Raw genomic sequence first — 12,819 nt, forward strand, 5'->3', positions numbered from 1 at the left:
AATGAATGTCTGAACAGAAAGAACGGATTGACGTTCTGCTCGTTGAGCAAGGTTTTTTTGAAAGTCGTGAGAAGGCGAAAGCCGCAATTATGGCGGGTATCGTATTTAACAAAGATGGGGAACGGCAAGAGAAAGCCGGGTCGAAGATTCCTAGGTCCACTGAACTTCGTGTGAAGGGCCAGTTGCATCCCTATGTGGGGCGTGGCGGACTGAAGCTAGAGAAGGCGCTGCGCTATTTTGAGATCGATATGAACGGACGTGTCATGCTGGATATCGGTGCTTCGACGGGTGGATTTACTGATTGTGCATTGCAGCATGGCGCAAGCTATGTCTATGCGATTGATGTAGGCTACAATCAGCTTGACTGGTCGCTGCGGAATCATGAACGTGTTGATGTCATGGAGCGCACCAATTTCCGGTATACGACACCGGCAGATCTGAAGGGGCCGCGGCCGAATATGGCATCCATTGATGTATCTTTCATCTCCCTGAAGATTATCCTTCCGCCACTCATTGAATTGCTTGAGGAGCCAGCACAAGTTGTGGCACTGATTAAGCCGCAATTCGAAGCGGGGCGTGAGAAAGTCGGGAAGTCAGGCGTCGTGCGTGAACCGAAAGTTCATGAAGAAGTGCTGACTTCGATTTTGACGTACGCGGCCGGATTAGGATTTAGGCTGCAAGGCTTAACCTTCTCCCCCATTACGGGTGGTGAAGGGAATATTGAATTCCTGGCATGTTGGGAATGGAAGAGACCATCCGATGTGCAGGGCGAGGCTGAACCGTTGGATGCAGCGAGAATTGCGGCTGTCGTCCAAGAAGCAGCGAACACGTTTACAGGAAACTCATCCACCAAAGGGTGAGTTTCTTTTGTTTGAAAGGCCCAATCCTCCTCGAAAAAAAAGGAAATCGATCCGTAGCCTCGAATATATTCTCGAGGTGATTCGTAATGGGACACAGTGATGAAATTGTCATGGTCGGTATCGTGGTAATCGCTGTATTATGGGCTTATTTTGGACTTAGAAGATGGCTGCATTCCCCACTTCGTACGAACTACTCAAGCGTGCCAATCCATACCGAAATGAATGAGAACACCGTCGCATTCCAATTGATGGAACAGGATGGTTATGAGATCATCGGTGGTAAGGTTCGAATCCCATTTTATTTTCTTGTGAATGATATACAATTAGATAGCCGGTTATTCGTGGATTACGTAGCGAGGCGAGATGGACAGACCTACATTGTAAAGGTTGCTCGCGATCGTAAACCCATCGAGTGGACAGCCAGCAGCGTGAGAGATCGGCTGTTGCCTTATTTTCTGCTGTACAGTGATATTGATGGGATCCTATATGTAGATGAGAAGGAACAGCAATTACAACAAATTCATTTTCAACTTGAAGAAGAGTGAGGGATTTTATGAAGGGAAATCGTCATATCAAAATTCGTGAAATTATAACGAACCGAGAAATTGAGACGCAGGACGATCTGGTCGAGGCATTACGGTCTTCGGGATTTCATGTGACACAAGCGACGGTATCTAGAGATATGAAAGAATTGCATTTGATTAAAGTACCGATGGATGATGGGCGGTATAAATATTCATTGCCAACAGATCAACGCTTCAATCCGGTACAGAAACTAAAGCGGGCGCTCGTCGACAACTTTGTACATATTGATTCGACGAATAACCTGATCGTTATGAAGTGTTTGCCAGGAACGGCGAACTCGATTGCCGTCCTTATGGACAATCTTGAATGGACTGAGATTATGGGGACGATTTGTGGGGATGACACGATGTTGATCATTTGTCGCACGAAAGAAGATAGTGATAAGATCGTCGGGCAAATCATGTCCTTTATTTCATAATTTTCTTAAGTTGGGGGTGGCCGGATGTTAGCGGCTGTATCAATACGAAATCTTGCGGTGGTCGAGGCGGTGACCGTCTCTTTTCATAACGGGTTTCATGTACTGACAGGGGAGACCGGTGCAGGTAAATCGATCATCATTGATGCGTTAAGTTTAGTCATCGGCGGACGTGGTTCAGCAGATTTGGTGCGGTATGGGTGTGATAAGGCCGAAGTTGAGGCGCTGTTCGAACTGCCTCCCGATCATCCGGTATGGTCCGTGATGGCGAATCTAGGCATCATGGCGTCAGCTGAGGAGCATTTGGTGATTCGTCGTGAGCTCAGCTCGCAAGGAAAGAGCATGAGCCGCATTAATGGACAGCTGGTGAATTTATCGATGCTGCGAGAGATCGGTGAGCATTTGGTGAATATTCATGGTCAGCATGAACATCAATCGCTCCTGAAGGTCGATAAGCATTTATCTTTGCTGGATACGTTCGGTGAAGCGACCATCGGACCTGTGAAGGATGCGTATCAGCAGGTCTATGCTCGTCATTCTAAGTTACGTAGAGAGCTGCAGGAGCTCGAGGATTCCAGCCAGAAGGCCTATCAGATGCTTGATCTATATCGGTTCCAGATCGAAGAAATATCGAATGCTGGACTCAAGATCGGTGAAGATGAATTGTTAGCGGAGGAAAAACGCAAGCTTGCGAATGCGGAACGGATGATGGATTCCGTAAACGACGCCTATGGACAAGTCTATGGTAATAAAGGTTTGGATGCACTCGGTAAGGCTGTCTCCAAATTAGAGGATATTATGGCCTTCGATTCACAGCGGCTTGGACCGATTGTGGAGCAGCTCCAGTCCGCCTTTTATCAAATTGAGGATGTCGCCTTTCAACTGCGGGATTATCGTGAAGAGATCGAAATCAACCCGATACGGCTTGAAGAAGTAGAGCAGCGTCTTGATCTGATCTCATCTTTCCGTCGGAAATATGGGGACAATGTGGAAGAGATCTTGAACTATCTGGAACGAATCCGTAAAGAAACGGACATGATTGAGAATAAAGATGAAATGATCCAGAAACTGCAGCAGCAAGTGGATCAAGAATTTGTACAGCTTGTTAAGCTTGCAGGACAGCTTAGCGGGCTTCGTAAGCAATGTGCTGAACAATTAGCCTCTGAGATGGAAGCGGAGCTCAAGAGCCTCCAGATGGAGCGTACGCGGCTTGAGGTTAAATTGGAACGAATGGAAGCCCCTGACGGTCTTGATGTCGATGGGGTACCTGTAAGATTTACGAAACATGGATATGATTCGGCGGAGTTCCTGATTTCTCCGAACCCTGGAGAACCTTTACGTTCATTACATAAAATTGCGTCAGGTGGGGAATTGTCCCGGATGATGCTTGCGTTGAAATCGATTTTTGCCACGATTGATCGTGTTCCTGTCTTGGTATTCGACGAAGTGGATACAGGAGTTAGTGGTCGCGCTGCACAATCGATCGCTGAGAAAATGTCATCCTTATCCCGTCAGTGTCAGGTATTCTCGATTACACATTTGCCACAGGTGGCATGTATGGCAGATCATCATTATTTAATTCAGAAGATTGTCGTTGAAGGGCGCACGATGACACAGGTTGAAGAACTTGTGGAAGAGGGTCGGATCAAGGAGTTGGCACGGATGCTCGGCGGCGTGGAAATCACCGAAAAAACGCTGCATCACGCACAAGAAATGTTAATTTTAGCGGATACAAGGAAAGCGGTCTAGGAATCATTTGCAGTAATAAAACGCTCTAGCCAAGGTTATCTTAAAGGTACGCAATTGGCGACAACCTTTCTCGTCAAGCGATAGAAGGAAAGGGAGCGTGTGACACCTTGAACTCCAAGCAGAGCAAAAGATTTCTTGGTCTTTTACTTGTCTTCTTCGTTTGTATGCTTAGTACAACGGCACCTTTTCAGTATTTCTCGACGTTTCCGAGTGAAATTAGGTTATTCTCGGGACAGCAAAAGGAACTTCGGCTGAATATGCCGGTAATGGCCCAGGCGGTGATTGATCACCCCGATATCATTTCGGTCAATGGAACAGCACAGCCGTCTTTGAACGTCTCCCTGAGGGAGCCAATTCGTCTCAAGACACAGCAAAGCGGTCAAGCGGAATTAAAGCTTCGCTTATTTGGCAAGATTCCACTGAAGACCGTTAAAGTGAATGTTGTGCCTGATTTGAAGGTCATTCCTGGCGGGCAGACGATTGGTGTCAAAGTAAAATCAGCCGGTATTCTGGTTGTCGGGCATCATCTGGTTGCTGTGAATGGTCAGCGTAAAGTGTCTCCTGGTGAGGATGCAAACATTCAAATGGGTGATTTGATTACTCGAATGAATGGGAAATTCCTGAATGATGTCACCAAAGTAGCACCTGTTGTTACTGCTGCTGGGGAATCCAAACAACCGATTGAACTGACGATTAAGCGGAATCAGTCCGAGTTTACAACCCAATTAACACCCGCTTATGATGTAGAAGAGAAGACATGGCGTCTTGGACTCTATATCCGGGACTCTGCAGCTGGTGTAGGAACGCTGACGTTTTATGCTCCTGATCAAGGTGTATTCGGTGCATTAGGGCATGTCATCACTGACATGGATACGCAGACACCGATTGTTGTTGGGGACGGAGAAATTGTTCAGTCGAACGTCACCTCCATTTCTAAGAGCCAGAATGGGGAACCCGGTGAGAAAAAAGCTTATTTCCTCAAAGAGAGTAAAGTTCTTGGGAATGTCGAGCGAAATACGCATTTCGGTATTTTTGGCAAAATGAAAGAAAATCCTGATCACAGCTTATTTAAGGAAGGTATTCCGGTTGCTTTTGCAGAGGATGTGAAAATCGGTCCTGCCCAGATCCTTACCGTTATTGACGGTCAGCAGGTAGAACGCTTTGATATCGAAATTGCGCATGTCACACATCAGTCGAGTCCTGCGACCAAAGGGATGGTTATCCGGATTACTGACCCACGTTTAATTGATAAGACAGGCGGGATCGTACAAGGCATGAGCGGTAGTCCGATTATTCAAAATGGGAAGCTGATCGGTGCCGTAACACATGTATTTGTAAATGATCCGAAATCCGGCTATGGATGCTTTATTGAATGGATGCTGCAGGACGCAGGTGTGATGCTGCGATCCTCGAACACAAATCTTAAGGCGAGCTAGCAGCCTTAAGATTTTTTGTCGAATTGAAACGAACGTTGTTGTGAAATGTAGCAAAATAATTATTATAAAATATTTTGTGAAAAAAATAAAGAAAATAATTATTCGACAGAAGGAATTTAATGGTGTATGTCGAATTTCTATTCTCGGACAGGTAAAAAAGAAAAATTTTACTAGGAATTAAGGGAGGATATCGTGTGCAAAAGATTGAGGTATTGTTAGCAGACGACAACCGGGAGTTTACAAACTTATTGGCAGAGTATTTTTCGGAGCAAGGAGATATGAGCGTAGCAGGTATAGCTTATAATGGGGAGGAAGTATTACGTATCATTGAAGAATCCCGTCAAGTGCCAGATGTGATTATCCTCGATATCATTATGCCGCATTTGGATGGACTTGGTGTTCTAGAACGGTTACGTGAGATGAATTTGAGCCCGCAGCCGAAAGTAATTATGCTGACCGCATTTGGTCAAGAAAATATTACACAGCGCGCTGTTCAGCTTGGAGCTTCCTATTACATACTAAAACCATTTGATCTGGAAATTCTTGCGAATCGTGTTCGTCAATTGGTGGGTACACAAAGCCTTAGTTCGTCTTCCGGCAGTATGTCAATCTCGAATACCGTGAAGTCGTCGAGCAATGTAGTACCAATCGCCAAAGGCGGTAAGAACTTAGACGCGAATATCACATCCATTATTCATGAAATTGGTGTACCTGCCCACATCAAAGGATATCAATACTTGCGTGAAGCGATTACTATGGTCTACAATAACATCGAAATTCTCGGTGCTATTACGAAGACGTTGTATCCGGCGATCGCTGAGAAATTCAAAACGACACCATCACGTGTCGAGCGTGCGATCCGTCATGCGATTGAAGTGGCATGGACGCGTGGCAACATCGACAGCATCTCGTACTTGTTCGGCTACACAATCAATATCTCGAAGTCGAAGCCTACCAATTCAGAATTCATTGCGATGGTGGCGGATAAGCTGCGGATTGAGCATAAGGTGTCGTAGTTGGCGTAGTGGCGCGGTTTCCGAGCGTTGGATCAAACGTTTGTTCCCGAAAACTTATCGGCACCTGTCGTAATCGTTCCGATAAACAATTTCGTATCATTGCGATAAACCTGACGATTCACCTCCGGCTTATAAATTCACTATACAGACGGCAACCTAGCGTCAGTTTAGCGTAAAGCGTTATATAGCGCAAGATGTACCGGATGGGGTCGAACATTTATTATACAGAATATACAACTAAATACGTATAAGAATACACGCTCACTATTCCGATAAACTTCGGGAAGTGGGCGTTGGTTATTTTTAAAATGCGAACGATATCTTGAATTTTACAATCATTGTTCGGTTTATTGGAGAATATATTGGATGATATGAATGTGGATGAGTTATGCCGCGATTGAGCATTCTAATAATAGAACTTCCCTAATATATGACGCATTACTGGGCTTCGAAAAAGTTGAGATCACGATTGTATTGTCTGGTAAGGCGTCAGGTCTCTTAAGCAATGAGTCGATCGACGCAACAAACTACATATTAAAAAATAGACGTCACTTCTTCGGAGGTGGCGTTATTTTTTTTTTTGCGCAGATTGTGCGAAACGTCCCCGACCGGCAACGTATGGAGTGTAAGCGAAAATTTACGGAAGGAGGAGGTGTAAGTTGTCCACTAACAATCTCGTTTCAATCGAAACTCAAACGGAATACTCCGTAACGTCCGGTACTACCGAAACGCGCATTTTCGTTAAGATGTACGTCGATGCCGCCAAGTGCGGTCTAATCGCCGATATGGGGCCGCAAAATTGGACAACGCTTTGTATCATCGCTTCGTTTATGGATGCGCAAGGAAACTGTTATCCAACGCAGGAACAAATCGCGGGGTTGCTCGGAGTCAATCGTCAGACGGCGAATCGTTACGTTAAGAGGCTGCTGACGTATCGGTGGAACGGACAGGCCGTTTTGAGAGCAACGCAAGGCCGTAGTAAAGGGGGGACATGGGAAAATACGAGGTATACAGTGCTTCCGATCAGTCAGCTTACGATATTCGATTCAGAGCCTACACCTATTACAACGTAGCCGTGTCCGTGAATACCGACATGGTGAACGCCGATACGGTGAACGAAGACACTAACAAGAACCATTCTTTTAACAAGAACCATCTTTAACAAGATAAATAATACGGAATGCGTTTCGTCGCTACGCTCCTCTCGCCGTTGTCGGAAAGAAAAGCACTTTCCAACAAACGAAAGAACTAATCCAGGAAGGGATATTGTCTAAAGATCTCAACGTAGTAGATGTATAAGTATAGAGACGTTGGTATTAAAAGACAAAAGAAAAGGCGCCCCCGTCTTAGTTCAAGGCACCCTTATAGTATATCAACATCTCCTCGGGGATCTCGATCCGATGGAAATACGCGGAAATCGTCTCGTCGGCCTCTATCGGATTAGGCGAAGTTAGCAGCGCAACAGCGAACGTATTCGCCTGCCGTTCGTATTTTCCCGAAATAAGGAACGTATGGTCATCGATGAAGAAACGGTTCATACCGGCGTGAAGGACGTCGTGACCCAGTTCATGGGCGCAGACAAAGCGCTGCCATACGTCGGAAAGACGATTGTTGATGATTATGTATTTTTGACGGAACTTCGTAAAGTACATGCCTTTCGTTGAGGCACCGAGGTCTTCGAATACGACGATGTTATTTCGTTTTTCAGCTAGCATAAATGGACATGTAGTGCGGTGTTTGCGTACGAGTATATCCACTTTGGTTTGCAACAAATACCAACTCCTAGTCCAAGTCGCTGTTATCTTTTTTATATCGATTGTTGGTGTACTTTTCTTTACTGCGGTGCTTAGCGTCCCAGAATAGTCCGGTGAGGATGTCCATAATGCGTTGGCGATCCTCATCTTCAATGGGCACTCCATCAAACATGAGACCGGAATCCTCTTCCAACATCTTTTTAAAGTCGCGTTTATCTTTCGAGTTTGCCCAGTTAGGTACTTCGTTTTCAATTGAAGTATCAATATAACCAGCGACGTTCATCATCTCTTCGCTAGAAATATCGAGTGCTGTAGATAGTTTTTTTATAGTTTCCGGTTTTGGCACGCCCCTAGTACCAGTCTCAATTCTTGAAATTTGCGGAGCGCTAACGCCCGATTTAAGAGCAAGTTGATTAATACTTAATTCTTTTTGTTCTCTTAGCTCTTTAAGGAATTTTCCAAAATCTTTTGACATGGTATAATCACCCTTCTCTTTTACCTGTTGGTAACGATTTTATCACGATATTTCCAAAAGGTAAAGAATATCGGCGAAAGTGCAGAAAAACAAACGTATTTATACGAATTCGGTCGAAAATGAGGACACAATGAGTTTTTCCTTTTGGCAATATTGGTGTATATTCATTTCCATAAGGTAATATTGAGTGAAACAAACATAAAGGAGGACTTACTATGAACGTTCAGTTAACCGAAAAATATCGCATTAAATCGGACGGTATGCAATTTATCGTTGAGGAGCGCCGTATCGTTGATCCAACGAAAGCACCGAACTGGTCACGCATCATCGCGGACAATCCGAACGCAGACGCAACACCGCGCGAAGTTTGGCGCGACATCGCCTATTACGGAATCAGCGTAAACTCGCTGATCCTGGCGATCGAATACGTCATTCTGAAAACGGGGATCACTGGTCGTCCGAAATCATTAGCGGACCTAATCGGAACACTACGGTCAGTTTCCGAAAGTATTCATACCGCCATGACAACGGCAATTTCACGTGATATTACCGTCGATTTAGGCGTCCAAATTAAGGCGGAGGGTATTCGGTAGGTGCGAAATGATAAGCGCTAATTTCACGGTAATTTTACAATAGCGTGTGATTCGGCGGCACGATTGTATAACTATAATAGGGAGGCGTCGAAATGATTCGAATGGGGAAACCAATGGCACACAATACATTTGTTATTTACGTAGGAACGAGGATCGTTGAAGTCGTGTATGCAAATTCGTTTCAACAGGCGTTGGCGTGGGCGAGGTCTGAGTATGGTTACGAAGTTTATATCATGGAGAACATTCAAGTTCGTGATATCACATGGGAGGTGAGTGTATGAACGGAAAACTGCGTACGGTAGACGATATTCTCGAATATTACGGTAAGAAAACTAAAAACTAAGAATAACGGAGAAATGAAGAGAAAAACAGAGATAACACGAATAATTCAACTAATACGTTATATTAATAAATTGACGATAATACGCAAATCTTTTCCGATAAAGCGAAATTAATTTCTGATAATACGCAAAAATATTGATAATATACGAGTTTCACTAAAAATTCTCGAAAATAGGTTAATCGCCGAATTTGGCCTTCGACCGAAATCGCGCGCCTGGTTTAGAATCATATTAACGAAGGAGGACGTAGAATGAGCCGAAAAGTAACGATACCAAACGAAGTGGCGGATGCTATCGAGAGACTCCGTGATAGGGGCGTAAGTAATGCAGCGATTTCGCTCTTTGCGCTTAAAGGCGGGGATATGCCGGAAAGTCAGGCGTTGGCGTCATGGGTGTGCGTTGAAATTGAACTACGATTCAACACGTTAATGTCCGCGTTAATTAACGGATATGAACGTGAATTGACGCAAGAACAACGCATTCATGCTGAGATACGCCGAGCATACGAACGGTGGCGTGGGTACGACTTTTCTAACGGAATAATGTTCTCGTTGGATAAGCTCGGAATCCAAATCGAAGGGGTGAACGTGTAATGGCGAAGAAACCACGAGTCACCGCAGAGCAACGTAAGGACTGGCGCAACCTACCGCTCGACCAATGGAATGTCGCCTCGATCCACGTATATTTCGCTGACATGAACCGTGATCAGTTCGGTATAGAAACCTACATACCAATGCGTAACTGGCGCTTCGAGCAAGGCGTCGTAAAGCGAGCATTAGAAACGTACGGTGCGGACCTCCTTAAGCAAGCATTCGACGAGTGTTTCCGTACGTATAGACCTTCGCGAGAGTTTCCGTTGTTGACCGCCGGATTCTGCGTCGCATATCGGATTAATTCGATTATGCCGAAGTTACTGGCGGAGGATGAGGTGCGCAACCAGGCGCAAGGGCTTGCAAATAGTGACCTGACGACTGAGGAGATTACGGCGTGGCTATGAATTTCGAAGGCAGGGTTGTTTTTCATAGTAAGTACAACACTTTAATATCAAAAAAGATAGAAATGTTCTAAATCTTCACATTTATTTTTTGGATGTTCCGACAATTCACCTAGTTTTAGCGTAAACTTATTTTAGGAGGTGCAGGGAAATAGTAGCACATTCTCAGAGTTGTATTTTACAAAGCGTGTGTTCCCTCGTTGATACCGAATCCTGCAACGTAATTTGCCCGTCGTACATCGCCATGCACGGTTACAATGGCGCCGGCGGACGGATCGGAGCTACAAAGATACCTGAAGAATATCGCAATGTTACGCTAAAGACGGTATCACCACGGCAAGATCAGCCGGCCGCTTACGCAATATTCGATCAATACGCCAAAACGTTTACACGCCAATTTGAACCGGAAGGAGAGCGTATTAAGTCGCTGTATCTGTACTCACTCGAACCAGGAACGGGGAAGACAACGTCGGCAATCACGCTGCTCCACGAGTACATCATTGTTAATTACGTAGGCTCATTGAGACGGGATAGGCAGCCGCCTCAGACGCCAGCGTACTTCCTCGACGTAAATGCGTGGCAGGAGCTATATACGGAATTCACACGTCCTAACGTTCCTGAAGACATTGCGGAACCGGCATCGCGAGAATATTATCGGCAAATGACGAGCGCCAAATCGTCGCCGTTCGTAGTCTTGGATGACATCGGCGTACGCACAGCAAGCGAGGGATTCCGCGGTGACTTACATTCAATCGTTAACTACCGTACAACCAACGGACTAACAACCATATATACGTCTAACGTATCTATCGAAGGACTGTCGCAGGGTTTCGATCGGAGACTAGCGGATCGAGTGCGGGATATGTGCGCGGTGGTTCCGTTCGTTGGCGAGAGTAAGCGGGGAATTCGTTGAATTAAATAGTGAGAATAAGCGAGTAATCGCGAGATATAAGAAGATCGTATGTATTTTTATACTGGAAATAAATAGTCGGATGCACTCGACATTATGTAAAGTGAACTCCTCTTCGTGTTCAGAATCATATCGAAAACAAATAACAAACAGGCAATTATCTGTATAAAGATGGGAGTGAAATCCATATTTTACATTTCCCGAATTTCGATAATGACACATGCCCAATTTGAAATGATAAATTTGAATAAAATATAATACAGATAGGCGGTGGAATTAGTGCCAAATTACGGAACTTGTATTCACTCGAAAGCTATCGATATCGGTGACGTTTCTATTTACACTCTTTACGGCGTCGAACGAGATCACTTTGCTACGGAAATCGAACGGAGAACATACGACTATATACGTAGATATGCGGAACAGAATAACGGACAAGCTCCTTCGTATGTGACTGTCGTGGCTGAGATGGACGGATTTGATTACGTACCAGGAGTCACGGATTCGTTCGAGTTCCTCGTAGGTAAGCTGAAAGACGCGGCAGGCAAACGGATGTATGCGGAGTTGTTCAATGGCGGGGAGCTTTCGAAGAAGTTCGCTGAAATGACATCGGAAGAATTCGGAAATTTCTTGCTTAAATCGGTAGAACGGATTACAATAGGTTCAAATATACGAACAAATGTTCCTGTTTATGTGAATATCAAGACCGCTCACGAACGATTTCTCGAAGAATTCCGAGCACGGAAGGAAGGCACCTCCTTCCGAATCTGGCGCAGTAAGTTTCCGCTTATAAACGAACAAATAGGCGGTTACCTTTCATCAAACGTCTATACATGGTATGCACGATCCGGTCGCGGTAAATCCGTTGTTACAATGGAAGAAGGGATAGAGGCGGCGTTCCAAGGTGCGAACGTTTTGGTGTGGGCATTGGAGATGTCCGAATTCGAGTGGTGGGCACGGGCTTACTCGTCAATCTCCGCTAGGCTAGGTACGTTTACCGCAAATATAGAAGGCGTAGATTACTCGGCGGGATTCGAAAACAAATCGTTATTAATGGGGCGCCTCACGGGAGAATACGAACAAAGCCTCGAACAATTTGCGCGTTCTCTCAACGAAATAATTCCCGGAAATATCACTTTACGAGCAGCGGATCATACGGACTTCACCGATCGAAGCATTCGCCAACTTGAAACAGATATTATCGAAACTAAGGCGGACGTCGTCGTTATTGATCCGATTTACTATATGGATTTCGAAGCCAACACATCCAAAACCGCTGGCGGTGATGTTGCAGCCACTTCGAAAAAGCTACGCCACCTAGCCGGTCGTACTAAAACGGTGATTCACGTCATTACACAAGCTGACGAAAATGGCAACGAAAAGGATGACGAAGGCAATCGCGAGCTGAAGCCACCAAAACGCGCGGAGATTAAGAAGACGAAAGCGGTACTCGAAGACGCTGCGTGTGTTTTCGGTATTGATACGTTGGCTCACGAGGGTCGCGGCATTATCGAAATCGGGAAGGGACGTAATGGTGGCGAGGACACGCGCGTTGAGCTTCTGTATCTTCCGAATTATGGGATCGTGCGGGAATTGTCGGAAGAAAGCGATTCTAGTAAATTTGTTGGTAATTTTTGATTGACAATATGGCGGAGATAACTTATCTTTTAGATATAGAAGATATCTTATCT

General features: G+C 45.1%; 15 protein-coding genes. 13 read left to right on the forward strand and 2 right to left on the reverse strand.

The genetic code is table 11. The features are described from left to right. Positions 1-5 precede the first annotated feature (5 nt). The 7 genes from C558_RS0104990 (at position 6) to C558_RS0105020 (ending at position 7,134) form a co-directional block, all read left to right on the forward strand. The gene (locus C558_RS0104990; RefSeq protein WP_018755139.1) at positions 6-860 is read left to right on the forward strand and encodes a TlyA family RNA methyltransferase; all 855 of its coding nucleotides are present in this window, start codon (positions 6-8) and stop codon (positions 858-860) included. Positions 861-946: 86 nt separating this feature from the next. Beyond that, positions 947-1,405 (forward strand): hypothetical protein, encoded by a 459-nt coding sequence (locus C558_RS0104995; RefSeq protein WP_018755140.1) that lies wholly within the window; start codon positions 947-949, stop codon positions 1,403-1,405. An 8-nt stretch (positions 1,406-1,413) separates the two neighbouring features. Next, the gene (gene ahrC, locus C558_RS0105000; protein ID WP_018755141.1) at positions 1,414-1,863 is read left to right on the forward strand and encodes a transcriptional regulator AhrC/ArgR; all 450 of its coding nucleotides are present in this window, start codon (positions 1,414-1,416) and stop codon (positions 1,861-1,863) included. Positions 1,864-1,887: 24 nt separating this feature from the next. After that, on the forward strand, positions 1,888-3,609 hold the full coding sequence (recN, locus tag C558_RS0105005; RefSeq protein ID WP_018755142.1) for a DNA repair protein RecN: 1,722 nt from the start codon (positions 1,888-1,890) through the stop codon (positions 3,607-3,609). 107 nt (positions 3,610-3,716) lie between these two features. After that, positions 3,717-5,045: a SpoIVB peptidase gene (spoIVB, locus tag C558_RS0105010; RefSeq protein WP_018755143.1), complete on the forward strand. Its 1,329-nt coding sequence runs from the start codon at positions 3,717-3,719 to the stop codon at positions 5,043-5,045. Between the two features lie 194 nt (positions 5,046-5,239). Then, the gene (gene spo0A / locus C558_RS0105015) at positions 5,240-6,061 is read left to right on the forward strand and encodes a sporulation transcription factor Spo0A (RefSeq protein ID WP_018755144.1); all 822 of its coding nucleotides are present in this window, start codon (positions 5,240-5,242) and stop codon (positions 6,059-6,061) included. Positions 6,062-6,720: 659 nt separating this feature from the next. Next, the gene (locus tag C558_RS0105020; RefSeq protein WP_018755145.1) at positions 6,721-7,134 is read left to right on the forward strand and encodes a helix-turn-helix domain-containing protein; all 414 of its coding nucleotides are present in this window, start codon (positions 6,721-6,723) and stop codon (positions 7,132-7,134) included. A 273-nt stretch (positions 7,135-7,407) separates the two neighbouring features. Here C558_RS0105020 and C558_RS0105025 read toward each other — a convergent pair whose 3' ends face one another. Together C558_RS0105025 and C558_RS0105030 are read right to left on the reverse strand one after the other, a co-directional pair. After that, positions 7,408-7,830, reverse strand: a complete 423-nt coding sequence (locus C558_RS0105025) for an ImmA/IrrE family metallo-endopeptidase (protein ID WP_018755146.1) — start codon at positions 7,828-7,830, stop codon at positions 7,408-7,410. Between the two features lie 13 nt (positions 7,831-7,843). Continuing rightward, the gene (locus C558_RS0105030) at positions 7,844-8,290 is read right to left on the reverse strand and encodes a helix-turn-helix domain-containing protein (protein WP_018755147.1); all 447 of its coding nucleotides are present in this window, start codon (positions 8,288-8,290) and stop codon (positions 7,844-7,846) included. Positions 8,291-8,505: 215 nt separating this feature from the next. Between C558_RS0105030 and C558_RS32375 the strand changes: the two genes are divergently transcribed. From C558_RS32375 to C558_RS0105060, 6 genes are all read left to right on the forward strand, one after another. Then, complete coding sequence (locus C558_RS32375) at positions 8,506-8,883, forward strand: hypothetical protein (RefSeq protein ID WP_018755148.1); 378 nt, start codon at positions 8,506-8,508, stop codon at positions 8,881-8,883. A 92-nt stretch (positions 8,884-8,975) separates the two neighbouring features. Continuing rightward, the gene (locus C558_RS0105040) at positions 8,976-9,164 is read left to right on the forward strand and encodes a hypothetical protein (RefSeq protein WP_018755149.1); all 189 of its coding nucleotides are present in this window, start codon (positions 8,976-8,978) and stop codon (positions 9,162-9,164) included. Between the two features lie 311 nt (positions 9,165-9,475). Then, positions 9,476-9,817: a hypothetical protein gene (locus tag C558_RS0105045; RefSeq protein ID WP_018755150.1), complete on the forward strand. Its 342-nt coding sequence runs from the start codon at positions 9,476-9,478 to the stop codon at positions 9,815-9,817. Further along, a complete protein-coding gene (locus tag C558_RS0105050) occupies positions 9,817-10,221 on the forward strand; it encodes a hypothetical protein (protein WP_018755151.1) in 405 nt (134 codons plus the stop codon). The genes C558_RS0105045 and C558_RS0105050 overlap by 1 nt, the downstream gene beginning before the upstream one ends. A gap of 241 nt (positions 10,222-10,462) precedes the next feature. Then, on the forward strand, positions 10,463-11,131 hold the full coding sequence (locus C558_RS0105055) for a P-loop NTPase family protein (RefSeq protein WP_245583731.1): 669 nt from the start codon (positions 10,463-10,465) through the stop codon (positions 11,129-11,131). Positions 11,132-11,407: 276 nt separating this feature from the next. Next, positions 11,408-12,766, forward strand: coding sequence for a DnaB-like helicase C-terminal domain-containing protein (locus C558_RS0105060; protein WP_018755153.1), 1,359 nt, complete (start codon positions 11,408-11,410; stop codon positions 12,764-12,766). Positions 12,767-12,819 lie beyond the last annotated feature (53 nt).

It is taken from the genome of Paenibacillus terrigena DSM 21567 (assembly GCF_000374845.1).
Taxonomy (GTDB): Bacteria; Bacillota; Bacilli; order Paenibacillales; family Paenibacillaceae; genus Paenibacillus_K; species Paenibacillus_K terrigena.

What these genes read in the sequence shown, in the direction of transcription:
- C558_RS0104990 (WP_018755139.1), top strand. Translation starts at nt 6, where the DNA reads ATGTCTGAACAGAAAGAACGGATTGACGTTCTGCTCGTTGAGCAAGGT.
- C558_RS0104995 (WP_018755140.1), top strand. Translation starts at nt 947, where the DNA reads ATGGGACACAGTGATGAAATTGTCATGGTCGGTATCGTGGTAATCGCT.
- ahrC (WP_018755141.1), top strand. Translation starts at nt 1,414, where the DNA reads ATGAAGGGAAATCGTCATATCAAAATTCGTGAAATTATAACGAACCGA.
- recN (WP_018755142.1), top strand. Translation starts at nt 1,888, where the DNA reads ATGTTAGCGGCTGTATCAATACGAAATCTTGCGGTGGTCGAGGCGGTG.
- C558_RS0105030 (WP_018755147.1), bottom strand. Translation starts at nt 8,290, where the DNA reads ATGTCAAAAGATTTTGGAAAATTCCTTAAAGAGCTAAGAGAACAAAAA.
- C558_RS32375 (WP_018755148.1), top strand. Translation starts at nt 8,506, where the DNA reads ATGAACGTTCAGTTAACCGAAAAATATCGCATTAAATCGGACGGTATG.
- C558_RS0105040 (WP_018755149.1), top strand. Translation starts at nt 8,976, where the DNA reads ATGATTCGAATGGGGAAACCAATGGCACACAATACATTTGTTATTTAC.
- C558_RS0105045 (WP_018755150.1), top strand. Translation starts at nt 9,476, where the DNA reads ATGAGCCGAAAAGTAACGATACCAAACGAAGTGGCGGATGCTATCGAG.
- C558_RS0105050 (WP_018755151.1), top strand. Translation starts at nt 9,817, where the DNA reads ATGGCGAAGAAACCACGAGTCACCGCAGAGCAACGTAAGGACTGGCGC.
- C558_RS0105055 (WP_245583731.1), top strand. Translation starts at nt 10,463, where the DNA reads ATGCACGGTTACAATGGCGCCGGCGGACGGATCGGAGCTACAAAGATA.